The following is an 18,909-nucleotide window of genomic DNA, read 5'->3' on the forward strand; positions in this document are numbered from 1 at the left end:
CGCACACTCCCCGAACACGCACGTCAAGGAGTCCAGACCATGTCCCACCCGGAAGCGGGCCACGGCGCGACGGTGCGCCGCGTGCTCGCGGTGATTCCCGCGCGCGGCGGCTCCAAGGGCGTGCCCGCGAAGAACCTCGCGCCCGTCGGCGGCGTGCCGCTGGTCGCCCGCGCGGTGCGCGAGTGCCTGGCCTCCCGGCTGGTCACCGACGTCGTCGTCTCCACCGACGACCAGGCGATCGCCGCCGCCGCCCGCGCGGCCGGCGCCGAGGTCGTGCTGCGCCCGGCCGCCATCGCCGGGGACACCGCCACCTCCGAGGCGGCCGTGCTGCACGCCATGGACGCCCACGAGGCGCTGCACGGCTCCCCGGTCGACGTGGTCCTGCTCGTCCAGTGCACCAGCCCGTTCCTGGTCCGCGAGGACGTCGACGGCGTCGCCGCCGCGGTCGCCGAGAACGGCGCCGACACGGCCGTCACCGTCGCCCCCTTCCACGGCTTCATCTGGCGCGACGCCGACGGCGAGGCCGCCGAGGGCGAGGCGGCCGGACACTCCGGCGGCTACGGCGTCAACCACGACAAGTCGTTCCGCCCCCGCCGCCAGGACCGCCCCCAGGACCTGCTGGAGACCGGCGCCGCCTACGCGATGGACGCGGCCGGCTTCCGCACCCACCAGCACCGCTTCTTCGGCCGTACCGAACTCGTCCGCACCGACCCCGCCCGGGTGCTGGAGATCGACGACCCGCACGACCTCGCCCGCGCCCGGGCCCTCGCGCCGCTGTTCGACGCGGACCGCCCCGGCGCCCTGCCGACCGCCGACGACATCGACGCGGTCGTACTCGACTTCGACGGCACCCAGACGGACGACCGGGTGTCGATCGACGCCGACGGACGGGAGTTCGTCTCCGTGCACCGCGGGGACGGCCTCGGCATCGCTGCCCTCCGGCGCAGCGGCCTGAAGCTGCTCATCCTGTCCACGGAACAGAACCCGGTGGTCGCCGCCCGGGCCCGGAAGCTCAAGATCCCGGTCCTGCACGGCGTCGACCGCAAGGACCTCGCGCTGAAGCAGTGGTGCGAGGAACAGGGCATCGCGCCGGAGCGCGTGCTCTACGCCGGCAACGACGTCAACGACCTGCCGTGCTTCGCGCTCGTCGGCTGGCCGGTCGCGGTCGCCAGCGCCCACGACGTCGTACGCGGCGCCGCACGCGCGGTCACCACCCTCCCCGGTGGCGACGGCGCGATCCGAGAGATCGCCGGCTGGATCCTCGGACCCTCTCTCGACTCTCTCGACCCCCTCACCAGTTAAGGAAAGTTCCTGCCATGAGCACCAACTCCCGCCTGCGCACCTTCGGTACCCGCGAGGTCGGCCCCGGCAAGCCCGTCTACATCTGCGGCGAGATCGGCATCAACCACAACGGCGAGCTGGAGAACGCCTTCAAGCTCATCGACGTGGCCGCCGAGGCCGGATGCGACGCGGTCAAGTTCCAGAAGCGCACGCCCGAGATCTGCACCCCGCGCGACCAGTGGGACATCGAGCGCGACACCCCCTGGGGCCGGATGACCTACATCGACTACCGCCACCGCGTGGAGTTCGGCGAGGACGAGTACCGCCAGATCGACGCGTACTGCAAGGAGAAGGGGATCGACTGGTTCGCCTCGCCGTGGGACACCGAGGCCGTCGCCTTCCTGGAGAAGTTCGACGTCCCCGCCCACAAGGTGGCCTCCGCCTCCCTCACCGACGACGAGCTGCTGAAGGCGCTGCGCGCCACCGGCCGTTCGGTCATCCTCTCCACCGGCATGTCGACGCCGAAGCAGATCCGCCACGCGGTCGAGGTCCTCGGCAGCGACAACATCCTGCTCTGCCACGCCACCTCCACCTACCCGGCCAAGGCCGAGGAGCTGAACCTCCGCGTGATCAACACGCTGGAGAAGGAGTACCCGAACGTCCCGATCGGCTACTCCGGCCACGAGACCGGCCTGCAGACCACGCTCGCCGCCGTCGCCCTCGGCGCCACCTTCGTCGAGCGCCACATCACCCTCGACCGCGCGATGTGGGGCTCCGACCAGGCCGCCTCCGTGGAGCCGCAGGGCCTCGCGCGCCTCGTCCGCGACATCCGCATCATCGAGTCCTCCCTCGGCGACGGCGTCAAGAAGGTCTACGAGTCCGAGCTGGGCCCGATGAAGAAGCTGCGCCGCGTCCAGGGCGTCGTCGCCGAGGCCGAGATCGCCGCGGCCGCGGGCGAGCCCGTCCAGGTCTGATCCGGTCCGATCCGGGTCTGACGCACCACCACAACCCCACAACGCCCTACCACGGGACGGTCGTACGCCGATGAGCCCCCGCGCCGGGAATGCCGGCCCCACGTCTCTCGCCTTCGTCGAGAGTCCGGTACAGCTGCTGAACGTGCTGGAGTGGGCGCATGTCCACGCGCCCGGTGCGGGGCTCACGCTGGTGGTCCTCTCGCCCGTCGACCCGATGACCCGCGGGCAGCTGCGCCGGATGGCGGAGCTGGCGCGGCGGGAGGGCTGCGACGTCCGCTGGGAGGAGGCGCGCGGCGGCGCGTCGGCTCCCTTCCGGACGATCGGGGGCCTCGTGGGGCTGCTGCGGCGGGCGGAACGGATCGTCATGGGCGATCCGTTCTCCCGCTACGTGCAACTGCTGCTGACCATCACGCGCGCCCGCGAGCTGGTCGTCGTGGACGACGGCACGGCCACCATGGAGTTCGTCACCCAGCTGGCCCGCGGCGAGCGACTCGTGCGCTGGCACCGCAAGGGGCGCCGGCAGGGCCCGCGCGACCTGCTGTTCGCGCCGGTGTCCTCCGCGGCCCGGCGCCGGCTGACCCCGGGCGCCGCCCGCCGGGTCGGCATCTTCTCCTCCATGCCCATCGAGGAGGCGCCGGACGGGGTGACGGTCACCGCGAACGACTTCTCCTGGACCCGCGCCCGCTTCGGGCCGCCGCGGATCACCAGGGGCGCCGACATGGTCGGCACGTCGCTGGTGGAGACGGGGGTGGTGGACGTGGACCGCTACATCGAGGCGGTGGGCGCCCTCGCCAGGACGCACGGCGCGCGCCGCTACTTCGCGCATCGCCGGGAGAGCACCGAGAAGCTGCACCGGCTGGCGCTGGAGACCGGCCTGGAGGTCGTCCGCCCCGACCTCCCGCTGGAGCTGATCGCCCGCCGCGGCCCGGTCGGACGGACGATCCTGAGCTTTCCCTCCACGGTGGTCCACACCCTGCCGCTGGCGCTGGCCGGCACGGACGTGCGGGTCGCCGTCTGCGACATCGACCCCCAGTGGCTCACCCACACGGCGTCGCCCCGGGCGCAGGGGTTCCTGAACGGGGTGACGGACACGGCGCGCGACGTGCACCGGCTCTCGGCGGTGCGGGCGGTCTGACGCGGGGGCTCCCGGGACGACGGCCGCGGCGGCGGGACGCGGGGCGTGACGCACGGCCGGCCGCAGGGCGTGACGCACGGCCCTGCGCTCGGTGCGACCCGGGCGCCGTGACGCGCGTCCTGCGACCCGCGTGCCGGACACGTGCCGTGCCGTGCGCGACGTGACACGGCACACGCGACGCCCGCACGCCACCGGTGAGCCGAGCCGTGTGTGACGCATCCGTCGGCCGAACGGATGCGCGTGGGAGGGGTGGGGCGTGGTATGCGTGGAGGAGTGGGTCGATCCCGACCGCGGCTCCGCGCGGAAGCCGCCCGATTTTACCCACTCCGACCGACGCCTACGCGTCCGCCGGCCAGGTTTTCTTCGCCCGACGGGCTGAAGTTCGTTGATCTCGGGACAGTTGGCCGGCCGGGCGTCCTACCCTTCAGAGGGTGAAGCAACTGATGTCACTGGAGTCCGACGCCGACCGAGTCGTGGAAACCGTGCTGCCGGGCGAGCTGCCCGACGCGCTGTACGCGGAGCTGGTCGCCTTCCGCCGCGACCTGCACATGCACCCCGAACTCGGCAACCAGGAGTTCCGCACCACCGCCGCGATCAAGGGCCGCCTGGAGAAGGCGGGCCTCAAGCCGCGCGTGCTGGCCGGCGGCACCGGACTGATCTGTGACGTCGGTCTCGAGGCGGACGCCGAATGGACCGACGGCCCCGGCATGCTCGCCCTGCGCGCCGACATCGACGCCCTGCCCATTCCGGACGCCAAGACGGACTGCCCGTACCGCTCCACCGTGCCCGACCGCGCGCACGCCTGCGGCCACGACGTCCACACCACCGTCGTCCTCGGCACCGGCCTCGTCCTCGCCGACCTGCACCGGCGGGGGCTGCTGCCCCGCCCGGTCCGGCTGATCTTCCAGCCCGCCGAGGAGGTCCTGCCCGGCGGCGCCGTCGCCGCCATCGAGGACGGCGCCCTGCGCGGCGTGGGCCGCATCGTCGCCGTGCACTGCGACCCCCGCGTCGACGCCGGCCGCGTCGGCCTGCGCGAGGGCCCCATCACCTCGGCCTGCGACCGCGTCGAGATCGCCCTGGACGGCCCCGGCGGCCACACCGCCCGCCCCCACCTCACCACCGACCTCGTCACCGCCGTCGCCCGCGTGGTCACCGACGTGCCCGCGCTGATCGCCCGCCGCGTCGACACCCGCAGCGGACTGGCGCTGACCTGGGGCCGCATCGAGTCCGGGCACGCCCCCAACGTCATCCCGCAGCACGCCGAGCTGTCCGGCACGGTCCGCTGCCTGGACATCGACGCCTGGCGCCAGGCCCCCGACGTCGTCCACGCGGCGGTCGACGAGGTGGCCGGCCTGCACCGCGCCAAGTCGGAGATCACCTACGTCCGCGGCGTCCCGCCCGTCGTCAACGAGTCCCGCACCACCGAACTGCTGCGCGAGGCCATGACCGCCCGCCGCGGCCCCGAGTCGGTCGAGGGCACCGAGCAGAGCCTCGGCGGCGAGGACTTCTCCTGGTACCTCCAGCAGGTGCCCGGCGCGATGGCCCGCCTCGGCGTCCGCGCGCCCGGCGAGCTGACCCCGCGCGACCTGCACCAGGGTGACTTCGACGTGGACGAGTCCGCCATCAGGGTCGGTGTGGAGCTGTTCACGGCCGCCGCGCTGCTGGACGCGCGATAGGCGCGACGAGAGCGGGGCGGTCGCGAAAGGAGCGGGGCGGTAGGGACGCGCCGGGCCGGGTACCCCTTCCGCCACGGCCCGGTTGCGCCGCGCGAGCAGCCGGGGGAGCGTGGTTCGCAGATGTACGCAGAGTGAGGGACGCAGGGGATGCGTGTCCCATGCACACCTTTCGAGACGGTGGTTCACGAGCCCGTAACCGGCCATCGGCACGAATGGATAACGGCCACGCAGAACCCCGTTCCCAGGAGTGTCTACGCGCGTTAATGTGCGCCGAACCGAGCACCCACTGCGGGGCTGCTGAGAATGGGGAAACTTCAGATGCGTCGGATATCCAAACTGACCCGCGTCGCGGTGGGGGTCGCGTCGCTGGCGCTGGCGGCGACCGCCTGTGGCGGCACCAGCAGTGAGGGCGGCGGCGAGGGCAAGGAAGACCTCGGCCTCGCCATCGCGTACGACATCGGCGGCAAGGGCGACCAGTCCTTCAACGACGCCGCCTACGCCGGCCTGAAGAAGGCCGCGGACGAGTTCGGCTACAAGACCGCCGACATCGAGCCCACCGAGGGCGAGACCGACGCCGACAAGGAACAGCGTCTGGCCTCCCTCGCCAAGCAGGGCTACAACCCGGTCATCGGCGTCGGCTTCGCCTACGGCCCCGCGATGGAGGCCGTGGCCAAGGACTACCCGGACACCACCTTCGGCATCGTCGACTCCGTGGTCGAGGGCGAGAACGTCGCCTCCCTGGTCTTCGCCGAGGAGCAGGCCTCGTACCTGGCCGGCGTCGCCGCCGCCAAGGCCACCAAGACCAACACCGTCGGCTTCGTGGGCGGCGTGGACATTCCGCTGATCCACAAGTTCGAGGCCGGGTACCAGCAGGGCGTCCAGGACACCAGCGGCGGCAAGGTCAAGGTCGTCTCGCAGTACCTGACCCAGACCGCGGAGGAGGGCGGCTTCTCCAGCCCCGACAAGGGCAAGGCCGCCGCCGAGGGCCAGATCGAGAAGAAGGCCGACGTCGTCTACCAGGCGGCCGGCCTGTCCGGTCAGGGCGTCATCGAGGCCGCCGCCAAGGCCAAGGTCTGGGCGATCGGCGTCGACTCCGACCAGTACCAGCAGGAAGCCCTCGCGGCGTACAAGGACTACATCCTCACCTCCGCCCTCAAGGACGTCGGCGGCGCGGTGTACGCCCTGGCCAAGTCCGTCCAGGACGACAAGCCGCTGACCGGCACCCAGACCTTCGACCTGAAGGTGAACGGCGTCGGCCTCGCCGAGAGCAACCCGAAGTTCGCCGAGATCGCAGGCCTCCAGGACGCCGTGAACAAGGCGAAGGAAGGCATCATCGACGGCTCCATCACGGTGAAGACGGAGTAGTCCCTCGCCAAGGACCCCTCGGGTCCTGTGCACAACCGCCGGAACGGGCGGGCGCCACACCGGCGCCCGCCCGTTCCGCTTGGCGGGCGGGCGCAAAGGAACCCCTCGGAAATCACCCACCGCCACCTCTCGTTCGCACCCGGCAACCCCCCGGCCACGGCTCGGAGTGGCGTTGGCCACGGGCGCATAACAAGGTGGACAGAAGGGTTTTCCGGGGAGGTCTACGCGCGTTAATCTGCGGCGAAGCCAGCGTCGGCGCATCCGTCCCGCGCTTGGCGATCCCGTACGACAGGAGCACCACACATGCGCCGGGTTTCCCGCCTCGCGGTCGCAGGCGCAGCGACCGCATCCCTCGCCCTCACCCTCTCCGCCTGCGGCGGCACCTCCACCGAGGGGACGTCCTCGGAGTCGAAGGGCGACAAGGGCCTCGCCATCGCGTACGACGTCGGCGGCAAGGGCGACCAGTCCTTCAACGACGCCGCGTACGCGGGCCTGGAGCGGGCGAAGAAGGAGTTCGGCTACGAGACCGCCGACGTCGAGCCCACCGAGGGCGAGACGGACGCCGACAAGGCGCAGCGCCTGATGTCGCTGGCCCGCCAGGGCCACAACCCGGTGATCGGCGTCGGCTACGCCTACGCGCCGGCCGTCAAGGAGGCCGCGGCCGAGTTCCCGGACACCACCTTCGGCATCGTGGACGACTCCACGGTCGAGGCGGACAACGTCGCGGACCTGGTCTTCTCCGAGGAGCAGGCCTCGTACCTGGCCGGCGTCGCCGCCGCCAAGAGCACCGAGACGAACGTCGTGGGCTTCGTGGGCGGCGTGGACATCCCGCTGATCCACAAGTTCCAGGCGGGCTTCGAGCAGGGTGTCAAGGACACCGACCCGAAGGTGAAGGTGCTCTCGCAGTACCTCACCCAGACGGCGGAGGAGGGCGGCTTCTCCAGCCCGGACAAGGGCAGGACCGCCGCCGAGGGCCAGATCGAGAAGAAGGCCGACGTCGTGTACGCGGCGGCCGGTCTGTCCGGTCAGGGCGTGATCGAGGCGGCCGCCGCCAACAAGGTGTGGGCGATCGGCGTCGACTCCGACCAGTACCGGCAGGAAGCCCTCGCCAAGTACAAGGACTCCATCCTCACCTCGGCGATGAAGGACGTCGCCAAGGCGGTCTACAACCTGGCGAAGTCGGTCGAGGACGGCAAGCCCGAGACCGGTATCGTCAGGGGCGATCTGAAGTCGGGCGAGGTCGGCCTCTCGGACTCCCACCCCGAGTTCGCGGACGATGCCGAGCTCCAGGAAGCCATCGAGACGGCCAAGGAGAAGATCACCAGCGGCGAGATCAAGGTCAGGAGCAGCTGACCGAGCAGTACCTCGAGCAGCGTGTAACCGCGGGGTTGCGTCGCCGGGCGGGGTACGGGGAGGCCGCTCCCCGTACCCCGTCGTCGGGGGTGCGCCGGCCCCTTTGAATGCCGTAGGGGCGCTACGCGCGTAGACGACCCCCGTCCCCAGGAGAGTGCGCCATCAACGCGTCCAGCAGCCCTCCGGCCGGAGCGGCGGTCAACGGTCAGCAGACCGCCGTCGAACTCGCCGGGATCACCAAGCGTTTCCCGGGCGTCGTGGCCAACCACGACATCCACCTCAGCGTCCGCAAGGGCACCGTCCACGCCCTCGTCGGCGAGAACGGCGCCGGCAAGTCGACGCTGATGAAGATCCTCTACGGCATGCAGAAGCCGGACGAGGGCACCATCGCCGTCGACGGCGAGCAGGTCGCCTTCTCCTCCCCGGCCGATGCCATCGCCCGCGGCATCGGCATGGTCCACCAGCACTTCATGCTCGCCGACAACCTCACGGTGCTCGAGAACGTGGTGCTCGGCAGCGAGAAGCTGTACGGCATCGGCGCCAAGGCCCGCCGGAGGATCGAGGAGATCTCCGACCGCTACGGCCTCGACGTCCGCCCCGACCTGCTGGTCGAGGAGCTCGGCGTCGCCGCCCGCCAGCGCGTGGAGATCCTCAAGGTCCTCTACCGCGGCGCCCGCATCCTGATCCTCGACGAGCCGACGGCCGTCCTGGTGCCGCAGGAGGTCGACGCGCTCTTCGACAACCTGCGCGAGCTGAAGTCCGAGGGCCTGTCGGTCATCTTCATCTCCCACAAGCTGGGCGAGGTCCTCTCCGTCGCCGACGACATCACCGTCATCCGGCGCGGCACGACCGTCGGCACGGCCGTCCCCGCCGAGACGACGCCGCGCAGGCTGGCCGAGATGATGGTGGGCAGCGAGCTGCCGACGCCGGAGACGGCGGAGTCGACGGTCACCGACCGCCCCGTCATCACCGTCGACAAGCTGCGCCTGGCGGCCCCCGGCGGCAAGGCCCTGCTGGACGACATCAGCTTCACCATCCACGCGGGCGAGGTCCTGGGCATCGCCGGCGTCGAGGGCAACGGCCAGACCGAGCTGGTCGACGCCCTCATCGGCCTGCGCCACGCCGACTCCGGCACCATCCGGCTGGCCGGCGAGGAGATCACCGCCTGGGCCACCCGCAAGCGCCGTGAGCAGGGCATCGGCTACATCCCCGAGGACCGCCACCGCCACGGCCTGCTGCTGGAGGCCCCCCTCTGGGAGAACCGCATCCTCGGCCATGTCACCGAGAAGCCCAACGCCAAGGGCATCTGGCTGGACCCGAAGGCCGCCCAGGAGGACACCCGCCGGATCGTCGAGACGTACGACGTCCGCACCCCCGGGATCGACGTCACCGCCGCCTCGCTCTCCGGCGGCAACCAGCAGAAGCTGATCGTCGGCCGGGAGATGAGCCACAAGCCGCGCTTCCTGATCGCCGCCCACCCCACCCGCGGTGTGGACGTCGGCGCCCAGGCGGCCATCTGGGACCACATCCGGGAGGCCCGCCGCGAGGGCCTGGCCGTGCTGCTGATCTCCGCCGACCTGGACGAGCTGATCGGCCTGTCCGACACGCTGCGCGTGATCTACAACGGCAGGCTGGTCGCCGACGCCGACCCGGCGTCCATCACCCCCGAGGAGCTGGGCACCGCCATGACCGGCGCCGCCACCGGCCACCTCGAACACGAAGAACCGCCGTCCGGCGGCGCGGACGCGGAAGACGAGGCCCGCTGATGAAGAAGTTCGACAAGGAGCGCGTACTCCTCGCCCTGGCCGGGCCGGTCATCGCGCTCGCCGTGGCCTTCCTGCTCAGCGCGATCGTGCTGCTCGCCTCGGGCAAGAACCCGGTCGAGCCGTTCACGATCATGTTCGAGCAGGCCGGCTTCTCCGACGTCCAGGTGCGCATCGTCAACCAGGCGTCGATGTACTACATCGCGGCGCTCGCGGTGGCCATCGGCTTCCGGATGAACCTGTTCAACATCGGCGTCGACGGCCAGTACCAGCTCGCCGCCATGATGGCCGCGATCGTCGGCGCCCGCATGGACCTGCCCGCGGTCGTGCAGATCCCCCTGCTGCTGCTGACCGCCGTCCTCACCGGCGCCTTCTGGTCCGGCGTCGCGGGCGTCCTGAAGATCACCCGCGGCGTCAGCGAGGTCGTCGCCACGATCATGCTCAACGCCATCGCCACCTCGGTGATCGCCTACCTGTGGCTGCCGGACGTCTTCGGCGTCAAGGTCGGCAACAACAACACCACCGGCGAGATGCACGAGTCCGGCTGGGTGCCCGGCATCGACATGGGCGCGGCCGGCGAGATCTACGGCCTGGTCGTCCTCGCCGCCCTGCTCGGCGTCGGCTACTGGGTCGTCCTCAACCGCACCCGCTTCGGCTTCGACCTGCGCGCCTCCGGCGCCTCCGAGACCGCCGCCACCGCCAGCGGCGTCGACCCCAAGCGCATGGTGCTCACCGCCATGCTGATCTCCGGCGGCGTCGCCGGACTCGCGGGCCTGCCGATCCTGCTCGGCGCCAGCCACACCTACAACCTCAACTTCCCCACCGGCATCGGCTTCCTCGGCATCGGCATCGCCCTGCTCGGCCGGAACAACCCCACCGGCATCGCCTTCGCCGCCCTGCTGTGGGCCTGGCTCGACAAGGCCTCGCCCGAGCTGGACTTCCACGACTACGACAAGGAGATCGCGGTCATCATGCAGGGCCTGATCGTCCTGTCCGTGGTCGTCTCCTACGAGGCCGTCCGCGAGTGGGGCCTGCGCCGCCAGCAGCGCCGGGTGGGCGCCGAGCTGGCCGCCGGGAACGTCCTCGGCGCCACCGACAACACCAAGAAGGAGGTGGCTGGCCGATGACCGCCTCGCAGACCTCGGCGCTCGACGTCAACCAGCCCACACTGCAGCCCGCGGCCCCGACCGGCCGCCGGATGTCGCTGCCGGTGCTGCTCCTGGTGATCGCCGGCGCCCTGGCGCTGACCTCGCTGGTGCGCATCATCACCGGCGCGGACGGCATCACCAACGTCAGCCAGATGTCCACGGCCCTCCAGCTCGCGGTGCCCATCGGCCTCGCCGGCCTCGGCGGCCTGTGGGCCGAGCGGGCGGGCGTCGTCAACATCGGCCTCGAGGGCATGATGATCCTCGGCACCTGGTTCGGCGCCTGGGCCGGATTCCAGTGGGGCCCGTGGACCGGCGTCCTCGTCGGCATCCTCGGCGGCGCGATCGGCGGCCTGCTGCACGCCTTCGTCACCGTCACCTTCAACGTCAACCACATCGTCTCCGGCGTGGCGATCAACATCCTCGCCCTCGGCGCCACCCGCTACCTCGCGCCCCTCGCCTTCGAGGGCCACCAGGGCGGCTCCGCCAAGCAGTCCCCGGCGGTGGAGTCCCTCGGCCACTTCACCGTGCCCGGGCTCTCCGACGGGCTGCGGGACCTCAACGCCAAGGGCTGGTTCTTCGTCTCGGACATCGCCGGCCTGCTCGGCGGCCTGGTCACCAACGTGTCCTGGCTGACCCTCATCGCCGTCGCGCTGGTCCCCGCCTCCTGGTGGATCCTGTGGCGCACCGCGTTCGGTCTGCGGCTGCGCTCCTGCGGCGAGAACCCGGTCGCGGCCGAGTCGCTCGGCGTCAACGTCTACAAGTACAAGTACCTGGCCGTGATCATCTCCGGTGGTCTGGCCGGCCTCGGCGGCGTCTTCCTGTCCATCGTGGCCAACCCGTTCTATCTGGAGGGCCAGGTCAGCGGCCGCGGCTTCATCGGCCTCGCGGCGATGATCTTCGGCAACTGGATGCCGGGCGGCCTCGCCCTGGGCGCCGGCCTGTTCGGCTACACCGACAGCCTCAACCTGCGCGGCGGCTCCGAGAACGTCCACGCCCTGCTGCTGCTCGGCGCGCTCCTGCTGCTCATCGGCGCCATCTGGCTGGCGGTGCGCAAGAAGTTCGTCCACGCGGTGATCACCCTGGTCGTCGGCGCCCTGGTCTTCGCCTGGTACGCCGGCACCAACGAGGTCCCCAACCAGGTCGTCTCCGCCACGCCGTACGTCATCACGCTGGTCGTGCTGGCCCTGTCGGCGCAGCGGCTGCGGATGCCCAAGGCGGACGGACTGCCGTACCGGAAGGGGCAGGGCAAGTGACGGCGGCGGCCGGCGTCGACTGGGAGGCGCTGCGCGCGCTGGCGCGCGAGGCGATGTCCCACGCCTACGCGCCGTACTCCGGATACCCGGTCGGGGTCGCGGCCCTGGTCGACGACGGCCGCACCGTCTCCGGCTGCAACGTCGAGAACGCCTCCTACGGCCTCGGGCTGTGCGCCGAGTGCGGGCTGGTCTCCGAGCTGCAGCGCACCGGGGGCGGTCGGCTGACGCACTTCACCTGCGTGGACGGCCGCGGCGAGATCCTCGTCCCGTGCGGCCGGTGCCGGCAGCTGCTGTACGAGTTCGGCGGACCGGACCTGCTGCTGGAGACCCCGGCGGGAATCCTGCCGCTCTCGCGGATGCTGCCCCAGGCCTTCGGCCCGGACCATCTCGCCGGGTAACTCCCGTGCGGCCCCTCCGAACCGCCTCGGAGGGGCCGCGCACTTTCTTCAGAACGTCGGAAGGAAAGTCATGGCCATGGACGCCATCTCCGTCATCCGCACCAAGCGGGACCGCGGCGAACTCGGCGACGAGCAGATCGACTGGGTGATCGACGCGTACACCCGCGGCGAGGTCGCCGACGAGCAGATGTCGTCGCTCGCCATGGCGATCCTGCTCAACGGCATGAACCGGCGGGAGATCGCCCGCTGGACGGCCGCGATGATCGCCTCGGGCGAGCGCATGGACTTCTCGGCGCTGTCCCGCCCGACCGCCGACAAGCACTCCACCGGAGGCGTCGGCGACAAGATCACCCTGCCGCTCGCCCCCCTCGTCGCCGCCTGCGGCGCGGCCGTCCCCCAGCTCTCGGGCCGGGGCCTCGGCCACACCGGCGGCACGCTGGACAAGCTGGAGTCCATCCCCGGGTGGCGGGCCCTGCTCTCCAACGAGGAGATGCTGAGCGTCCTCGACGGCGTCGGCGCCGTGATCTGCGCGGCGGGCGACGGCCTCGCCCCCGCCGACAAGAAGCTCTACGCCCTGCGCGACGTCACCGGCACGGTCGAGGCCATCCCCCTGATCGCCTCCTCCATCATGTCCAAGAAGATCGCGGAGGGTACGGGCTCCCTGGTCCTGGACGTGAAGGTCGGCACCGGCGCGTTCATGAAGACCATCGAGGACGCCCGTGAGCTGGCCTCCACCATGGTCGGCCTGGGCACGGACCACGGCGTCAGGACGGTCGCGCTCCTGACCGACATGTCGACCCCGCTCGGCCTCACCGCGGGCAACGCCCTGGAGGTCCGCGAGTCGGTGGAGGTCCTCGCGGGCGGCGGCCCCGCCGACGTCGTGGAACTGACCCTCGCGCTCGCCCGCGAGATGCTCGACGCGGCCGGGATCAAGGACGCCGACCCGGCGAAGGCCCTGGCCGACGGCTCCGCGATGGACGTGTGGCGCCGGATGATCGCGGCCCAGGGCGGCGACCCGGACGCCCCGCTGCCGACGTCGCGCGAGCAGCACGTCGTCACGGCCGGCGCCTCCGGCGTCCTCACCCGCCTGGACGCCTACGGCATCGGCATCGCCGCCTGGCGCCTCGGCGCCGGCCGCGCCCGCAAGGAGGACCCGGTGCAGGCCGCCGCGGGCGTCGAACTGCACGCCAAGCCCGGCGACACGGTCCGCGCGGGCCAGCCCCTGCTGACCCTGCACACGGACACGCCCGAGCGGTTCGCGTACGCCCTGGAGGCGGTCGAGGGCTCCTACGACGTGGCGCCCGAGGGGACGGCGTGGACGCCGTCCCCGGTGGTGCTGGAACGTATCGCCTGACCTGCGGTTTCCTCGTACGGGTGAACGGGACCGGCGGACCTCCGTCGGTCCCGTTCGGCATGCCGGGAAACGGCGACGCACCGACCGTGTCACCTGCTCCCGCGACGTCCCGCCCCCTGAGCACCGTCGCGTTCGGCGAACCCCTCGTCCTCCCGGCCCCCTTCGGCCTCGTCATCGACACCGGCGAATTCCCCGTCGGCCGACCTCACCCCAGCACCGCCGCCACCACGACCAGCACCGGCACCGCCAGCACCGTCGACAGCAGGATCGCCTCGCGGGCCAGGACCTCGCCGACGCGGTAGCTGCTCGCGTACGTGAACAGGTTCTGCGCCGCCGGGAGGGCCGACGTCACCACCACGTCGAGCAGGGCCGCGCCGCGCAGGCCGAAGACCGCCGATGCCAGGGCCCAGGCCACCAGGGGCTGGGCGAAGGACTTGAGGGCCACGGCGAGCAGGACCGGGGCCCGTTCCGCGCCGCGCAGCGGGAGGCTGCTGCCGCGCAGGGTGATGCCGAAGGCCAGCAGCACCGCGGGGACCGACATGTTGCCGATCAGGGTCAGCGGGTCCATCAGGGGGCCCGGCATCTCCAGGCCCGTCGCGGACGCCGCCACGCCGGTGAGCGAGCCCACCGCTATCGGGTTGCGCAGCGGGGTCAGCAGCCGCTGCCACAGCGGGCGTCGCGGGCCGTCCGACGTCAGGTCGAGGACGGTGAGGGCGAACGGGGTGATCCCGACGAGCTGGAACAGCAGCACCGGGGCGACGAGCGAGGCGTCGCCCAGGACGTACACGGCTATCGGGATGCCGAGGTTGCCGGAGTTGACGTAACCGGCGCACAGGGCGCCGATCGTGGTGCGGCCCACGCCCCAGTGCCGTACGACGCCCACGGCGACGAAGACGGACGCCACCGCCGCCATGCTCAGCGCGGTGACCAGCAGCCGGCTCGAGAAGACCACCGACAGGTCGGCGCCCGCCAGCGTCGTGAAGAGCAGGCACGGCGACGCCACATGGAACGCCAGCCGGGTCAGGACCTCGCTGCCCTGCTCCCCGAGGTGGCCGCGCCGCCCGATGGCGTAGCCCACGGCGATCACGACGGCGATCACCGCGTACCCGCTCAGCACCCCCTGCACGGCGTCTCCGCGTCGGCTCGGGCGGCGTCGGACGGTGCGGGCGGCCAAGATCGGTGGGGCATGCACCCACCCTCCGGGCCGGGAGGGCCGCGGGTCAATGTGATCCTCGACGGCCCTCCTGGCCCTCCTGGCCCCCCGGTCCTCTGGCCCCCCGGCCCTCTGGCCCCCCGGCCCTCTGGCCCCCCGGCCCTCTGGCCCTCTGGCCCCTGATCCCCCAGCCCTCTGGCCCTCTGATCCTCGTGACCGCTCTGGCTCCCTCGGCCGCCCGACGCCGATGAGTTCCGCCGTCCGGCACGGTCTACCGCACCGTGGACGCCATGACCCCTGCCGAGATCGTGCTCGCCGGCCCCGTCACCCGGGACGAGGTGACGGGGCTCTGCGACGAGGTGCGGTCCCTGCTCGGCGCCACCGGGGCGCCGGTCGTGGTCTGCGACGTCGGCGGGCTCGGGCCGCCGGGCCTGGCCGCCGTGGACCTGCTGGCGCGGCTCCAGCTGACCGCACGGCGGGCCGGCGGGCGGATCCGGCTGCGCGACCCCGACCCGGCGCTGCGCGCGCTACTCGACCTGGTCGGCCTCAGCTTCGAGACGGAGGGGCAGGCCGAACAGCGGGAACCAGCGCTGCGTGTCGAGGAAGTTGTGGAACCCGGTGATCCGGCCGTCTGAGATCTCCAGCGCCTGGATCGCCCACGGGACGAAGCCGTCCGACTCCGGGTCCGGCTTGTAGTGCGCGAATCCGGGCAGGCCGTTGACCTGCACGGGCACCAGCCGGGAACCGGCGCAGGAGGCGCCCATCGTCGTCATGAAGCCGGTGATGTCCGCCGGGCCGGTCAGCCACAGGTCGAACGGCGGCATCGTCATGATGGCGTCCTCGTGCAGCAGCGCCGTCAGCGCCGTCATGTCGTAGCCCTCGAAGGCGGCGACATAGCGCTCCAGCAGCTTCTGGTGCTCCTCGTCGAGCGAGCCCGAGACCACCGCGTCGGCGCCCTTGTCCTTCTGCTCCGCGAGCGTCGCCCGGGCCCGCTGCAGGGCGCTGTTGACGGAGGCGACCGAGGTGCCGAGCAGTTCGGCCACCTCGTTCGCCTTCCACGCCAGCACCTCCCGCAGGATCAGCACCGCCCGCTGCTTGGGCGGCAGCTGCTGGAGCGCCGCCATGAACGCGAGCCGTACCGACTCCTTGGCGACCGCCGCCTCCGCGGGGTCGGCGACGGACGGCAGGACGCGGGTGTCGGGCATCGGCTCCAGCCAGGTGTGGTCCGGGCGCGGCGACAGGGCCGCCTGCGCGAGCGGGGTCGACTCGGTCAGATCCATCGGCCGGGCGCGCTTGTTGCCCGCGTTCAGCAGGTCCAGGCAGACGTTCGTCGCGATCCGGTACAGCCACGAGCGCAGACTGGAGCGGCCCTCGAACTTGTCGTAGCTGCGCCAGGCGCGGACCAGGGTGTCCTGGACCGCGTCCTCCGCCTCGAAGGCGGAACCGAGCATGCGGTAGCAGTACCCGGTCAGCTCGACCCGGTACTTCTCCAGTGCCTCGTCGAGTTCCGTCGTGGTCGCGGTGTTGCTCATCGTCCACCCACCCCTGTGGCCATTCCTGTGATGCGCCGTTGCGTCAGCACTTCGGAAGCTACCGCAGCCCACTGACAATGGCCCCCGGAGTGGGGGAACCGGCAGGTCACCGACCTGCCGGTGATGATGCCCACGGGTGAGTCAGGCCGGGCGCGCCGCCCGTCGCGCCGCCCGCGACCCCAGGACCGTGATGCCCACGACCCCGGCGACCGCCAGCAGCCCGACGCCCACCGTCCCGGCCCAGCCGCCCGCGTGGAACGCCATCGCGCCGACCGTGCTGCCCGCGCTGGACCCGACGTAGTACGCCGACTGGTAGAGCGCGGAGGCCTGCGCGCGCCCGTGCGACGCCGTTCCGCCGACCGCCGAGGAGGCCACCGCGTGCCCCGCGAAGAACCCCGCCGTGATGAGCACCAGCCCCAGCAGCACCGACGCCAACGAGTCGCCCAGCGACAGCAGCAGCCCCACCGTCGTCGTGCCTCCGGCCAGGTACAGCGAGCCCCGGCGGCCCAGCCGGCCCACCAGCCGCCCGGCCGTCGACGCGGACACCGTGCCGACCAGGTAGACCAGGAAGACCGAGCCGGCCACGCCCTGCGGCAGCCCGAACGGCTCCTGCGTCAGCCGGTAGCCGATCACCGTGTACACGCCGCCGAAGACGGTCATGAACAGCGCGCCGATCGCGAACAGCCGGCGCAGCAGCGGGTTGGCCAGGTGGTCGCGGACCGTGCCGATCACCACCCGGGGCCGCAGCGAGCCGCGCACGAAGTGCCGGGGGGCCGGCAGCAGCAGCCGGAACGCGACCGCGCAGCCCACGGCGATCACGCCCAGCACCCCGAGGGCGACCCGCCAGCCGAACTCCTGCGCCACCCAGCCGGTGACGACCCGGCCGCTCATCCCGCCCACGCTGTTGCCCGCGACGAACAGGCCGATCGCGGTGACCAGCACCTTCGGCCGGACCTCCTCCGCCAGGTACGCCGTCGCCGACGCGGGCAGCCCCGCCAGCGCCGCCCCCTGCACCGCCCGCAGGGCCACCAACGCCGTCAGCGACGGCGCGAACGGCACCACCAGTGCCACGGCCACCGCGACCGCCAGGGACCAGGTCATGACCGTGCGCCGGCCGAACCGTTCCGAGAGCGCGCTCATCGGGAGCACGAACAGCGCCAGCCCTCCGGTCGCCGCCGCCACCGTCCAGCTCGCCGCGCCCGCCGTCACGGCCAGGTCGGCGGAGATCAGCGGCAGCAGCGCCTGGGTGGAGTACAGCAGGGCGAAGGTGGCCAGGCCCGCGAGGAAGAGGGCGAGGCTCATCCGGCGGTAACCGGGGCCGCCCGGGGCCATCCGGGAATCGGCGCGGGACGCGGGGGAGCCGGCCGCGGGACCCGCGGGAGCGGCCGTGGCACGGCAGGGATCCGCCGTGGGACGGGTGGCGTCGGCAGGGGAACGGAAGGAAAAGGCGCCCACCACGGTGGACGCCCCGGTACTGGCGGGAGACATGCCTCGAAGCTACGGACGTCACGCCTGATCCGTCCAATGCACGGAATCGGCATAATCATTCCCATGGTGCATCAGCAGAGGTCACGGGCGAGCCTGTCACCGTCCAGTGACACAGAAGACATCGTCCGGCTGCTCGCCCCGCGTCTGGCCCACTTCGCCGGCGTCGCCCGCACCGAGCACGTCACCCGCGCCGCGCAGGAGATGAACGTCCCGCAGTCGACGCTGTCCCGTGCGATGGTCCGCCTCGAACAGGACCTCGGCGTCGACCTGTTCGCCCGCCGCGGCCGGACCGTCGCCCTCACCACCGCCGGGCGCACGTTCCTCGTCTCCGTCGAACGCGCCCTCGCCGAGATCGAACGGGCCGCCGAGGAGGTGCGCGCCGACGCCGACCCGGCCACCGGCAAGGTCGCCTTCGGGTTCCTGCACACCATGGGCGCCGAGACCGTGCCCGGTCTGATCCACGCCTTCCGCGCCGACCATCCGCGGGTCCGCTTCAGCCTGGTCCAGAACTACGGCGAGGCGATGCTGGAGCGGCTGCGCGCGGGCGACCTCGACCTCTGTCTGACCTCGCCCGTCCCGGACGCGCCCGACCTCGTCGCCCGCCGCCTCGACGAGCAGAAGCTGCGCCTGGTCGTGCCGGCCGACCACCGGCTGGCCGGCCGCCGCCGGGTGCGCCTGGCCGAGGCCGCCGACGAGGCCTTCGTGACCCTGGAGCCCGGCTACGGGCTGCGCCGCATCACCGACGACCTGTGCAAGGAGGCCGGATTCAAGCCGCGGGTCGCCTTCGAGGGCGAGGAGGCGGAGACCCTGCGGGGCCTGGTGGCCGCGGGCCTGGGCGTGGCCCTGCTGCCGCCGCCGGCGGTGCCCCGGCCGGGGGTGGTGGAGCTGACGGTCACGGCCCCCAGGGCTGCCCGGGAGATCGGCGTGGCCTGGCTGGCGGGCCACCCGGACACGCCGCCGGTGGCCGCCTTCAAACGGTTCCTGCTGTCCAGGAAGGGCGCCCTGCTGGCGACGTGAGGCGGACGGGCCGCCGCGG

The 18,909-nt window shown here is 72.2% G+C and carries 16 protein-coding genes; 13 read left to right on the forward strand and 3 right to left on the reverse strand.

What is annotated here, in order from left to right; genetic code table 11:
• Positions 1-39: 39 nt before the first annotated feature.
• The 11 genes from ACZ6KF_RS08105 to ACZ6KF_RS08155 all read left to right on the forward strand — a co-directional run bounded on the left by ACZ6KF_RS08105 (position 40) and on the right by ACZ6KF_RS08155 (position 13,700).
• Complete coding sequence (locus ACZ6KF_RS08105; protein WP_469157471.1) at positions 40-1,302, forward strand: cytidylyltransferase domain-containing protein; 1,263 nt, start codon at positions 40-42, stop codon at positions 1,300-1,302.
• Between the two features lie 14 nt (positions 1,303-1,316).
• Positions 1,317-2,255 carry an N-acetylneuraminate synthase family protein gene (locus ACZ6KF_RS08110; protein ID WP_356636111.1) on the forward strand — a complete coding sequence of 313 codons (939 nt, stop codon included), beginning with the start codon at positions 1,317-1,319 and terminating at the stop codon, positions 2,253-2,255.
• 70 nt (positions 2,256-2,325) lie between these two features.
• On the forward strand, positions 2,326-3,390 hold the full coding sequence (locus ACZ6KF_RS08115) for a hypothetical protein (protein WP_356636112.1): 1,065 nt from the start codon (positions 2,326-2,328) through the stop codon (positions 3,388-3,390).
• A gap of 443 nt (positions 3,391-3,833) precedes the next feature.
• Positions 3,834-5,066, forward strand: coding sequence for a M20 family metallopeptidase (locus ACZ6KF_RS08120; protein ID WP_356636168.1), 1,233 nt, complete (start codon positions 3,834-3,836; stop codon positions 5,064-5,066).
• 318 nt (positions 5,067-5,384) lie between these two features.
• Positions 5,385-6,431 (forward strand): BMP family lipoprotein, encoded by a 1,047-nt coding sequence (locus tag ACZ6KF_RS08125; protein WP_469237753.1) that lies wholly within the window; start codon positions 5,385-5,387, stop codon positions 6,429-6,431.
• A gap of 303 nt (positions 6,432-6,734) precedes the next feature.
• A complete protein-coding gene (locus ACZ6KF_RS08130) occupies positions 6,735-7,784 on the forward strand; it encodes a BMP family lipoprotein (RefSeq protein ID WP_356636116.1) in 1,050 nt (349 codons plus the stop codon).
• 161 nt (positions 7,785-7,945) lie between these two features.
• Complete coding sequence (locus tag ACZ6KF_RS08135) at positions 7,946-9,550, forward strand: ABC transporter ATP-binding protein (RefSeq protein ID WP_356636170.1); 1,605 nt, start codon at positions 7,946-7,948, stop codon at positions 9,548-9,550.
• Positions 9,550-10,674 carry an ABC transporter permease gene (locus ACZ6KF_RS08140; protein ID WP_356636118.1) on the forward strand — a complete coding sequence of 375 codons (1,125 nt, stop codon included), beginning with the start codon at positions 9,550-9,552 and terminating at the stop codon, positions 10,672-10,674. Before ACZ6KF_RS08135 ends, ACZ6KF_RS08140 begins: the two co-directional genes overlap by 1 nt.
• The gene (locus tag ACZ6KF_RS08145; protein WP_469157470.1) at positions 10,671-11,948 is read left to right on the forward strand and encodes an ABC transporter permease; all 1,278 of its coding nucleotides are present in this window, start codon (positions 10,671-10,673) and stop codon (positions 11,946-11,948) included. The genes ACZ6KF_RS08140 and ACZ6KF_RS08145 overlap by 4 nt, the downstream gene beginning before the upstream one ends.
• Positions 11,945-12,346 carry a cytidine deaminase gene (locus tag ACZ6KF_RS08150; RefSeq protein ID WP_356636122.1) on the forward strand — a complete coding sequence of 134 codons (402 nt, stop codon included), beginning with the start codon at positions 11,945-11,947 and terminating at the stop codon, positions 12,344-12,346. Before ACZ6KF_RS08145 ends, ACZ6KF_RS08150 begins: the two co-directional genes overlap by 4 nt.
• A 70-nt stretch (positions 12,347-12,416) precedes the next feature.
• Entirely contained in the window at positions 12,417-13,700 is a 1,284-nt protein-coding gene (locus ACZ6KF_RS08155) for a thymidine phosphorylase (RefSeq protein WP_356636124.1), read from the forward strand.
• 205 nt (positions 13,701-13,905) lie between these two features.
• On the opposite strand, the gene ACZ6KF_RS08160 is transcribed toward ACZ6KF_RS08155, so the two are convergent.
• The gene (locus ACZ6KF_RS08160) at positions 13,906-14,826 is read right to left on the reverse strand and encodes an AEC family transporter (RefSeq protein ID WP_469237755.1); all 921 of its coding nucleotides are present in this window, start codon (positions 14,824-14,826) and stop codon (positions 13,906-13,908) included.
• A gap of 317 nt (positions 14,827-15,143) precedes the next feature.
• Between ACZ6KF_RS08160 and ACZ6KF_RS08165 the strand changes: the two genes are divergently transcribed.
• Positions 15,144-15,488, forward strand: coding sequence for an STAS domain-containing protein (locus tag ACZ6KF_RS08165; protein ID WP_469157469.1), 345 nt, complete (start codon positions 15,144-15,146; stop codon positions 15,486-15,488).
• Here the strand turns inward: ACZ6KF_RS08165 and ACZ6KF_RS08170 are convergent.
• A complete protein-coding gene (locus tag ACZ6KF_RS08170) occupies positions 15,381-16,385 on the reverse strand; it encodes a sigma-70 family RNA polymerase sigma factor (RefSeq protein ID WP_356636130.1) in 1,005 nt (334 codons plus the stop codon). The genes ACZ6KF_RS08165 and ACZ6KF_RS08170 overlap by 108 nt on opposite strands.
• Before the next feature lie 141 nt (positions 16,386-16,526).
• On the reverse strand, positions 16,527-17,873 hold the full coding sequence (locus ACZ6KF_RS08175) for an MFS transporter (RefSeq protein ID WP_469237756.1): 1,347 nt from the start codon (positions 17,871-17,873) through the stop codon (positions 16,527-16,529).
• A 63-nt stretch (positions 17,874-17,936) separates the two neighbouring features.
• Here ACZ6KF_RS08175 and ACZ6KF_RS08180 point away from each other — a divergent pair, with 63 nt between their 5' ends.
• Positions 17,937-18,890 (forward strand): LysR family transcriptional regulator, encoded by a 954-nt coding sequence (locus tag ACZ6KF_RS08180; RefSeq protein WP_469237758.1) that lies wholly within the window; start codon positions 17,937-17,939, stop codon positions 18,888-18,890.
• Positions 18,891-18,909 lie beyond the last annotated feature (19 nt).

It is taken from the genome of Streptomyces sp. NPDC046379 (assembly GCF_055587785.1).

Excerpts from the sequence above, each read along its gene's own strand:
- ACZ6KF_RS08175 (WP_469237756.1), bottom strand. The coding sequence starts at position 17,873 with ATGTCTCCCGCCAGTACCGGGGCGTCCACCGTGGTGGGCGCCTTTTCC.
- ACZ6KF_RS08165 (WP_469157469.1), top strand. The coding sequence starts at position 15,144 with ATGACCCCTGCCGAGATCGTGCTCGCCGGCCCCGTCACCCGGGACGAG.
- ACZ6KF_RS08125 (WP_469237753.1), top strand. The coding sequence starts at position 5,385 with ATGCGTCGGATATCCAAACTGACCCGCGTCGCGGTGGGGGTCGCGTCG.
- ACZ6KF_RS08170 (WP_356636130.1), bottom strand. The coding sequence starts at position 16,385 with ATGAGCAACACCGCGACCACGACGGAACTCGACGAGGCACTGGAGAAG.
- ACZ6KF_RS08105 (WP_469157471.1), top strand. The coding sequence starts at position 40 with ATGTCCCACCCGGAAGCGGGCCACGGCGCGACGGTGCGCCGCGTGCTC.
- ACZ6KF_RS08110 (WP_356636111.1), top strand. The coding sequence starts at position 1,317 with ATGAGCACCAACTCCCGCCTGCGCACCTTCGGTACCCGCGAGGTCGGC.
- ACZ6KF_RS08130 (WP_356636116.1), top strand. The coding sequence starts at position 6,735 with ATGCGCCGGGTTTCCCGCCTCGCGGTCGCAGGCGCAGCGACCGCATCC.
- ACZ6KF_RS08180 (WP_469237758.1), top strand. The coding sequence starts at position 17,937 with ATGGTGCATCAGCAGAGGTCACGGGCGAGCCTGTCACCGTCCAGTGAC.
- ACZ6KF_RS08120 (WP_356636168.1), top strand. The coding sequence starts at position 3,834 with ATGTCACTGGAGTCCGACGCCGACCGAGTCGTGGAAACCGTGCTGCCG.
- ACZ6KF_RS08145 (WP_469157470.1), top strand. The coding sequence starts at position 10,671 with ATGACCGCCTCGCAGACCTCGGCGCTCGACGTCAACCAGCCCACACTG.
- ACZ6KF_RS08155 (WP_356636124.1), top strand. The coding sequence starts at position 12,417 with ATGGCCATGGACGCCATCTCCGTCATCCGCACCAAGCGGGACCGCGGC.
- ACZ6KF_RS08140 (WP_356636118.1), top strand. The coding sequence starts at position 9,550 with ATGAAGAAGTTCGACAAGGAGCGCGTACTCCTCGCCCTGGCCGGGCCG.
- ACZ6KF_RS08115 (WP_356636112.1), top strand. The coding sequence starts at position 2,326 with ATGAGCCCCCGCGCCGGGAATGCCGGCCCCACGTCTCTCGCCTTCGTC.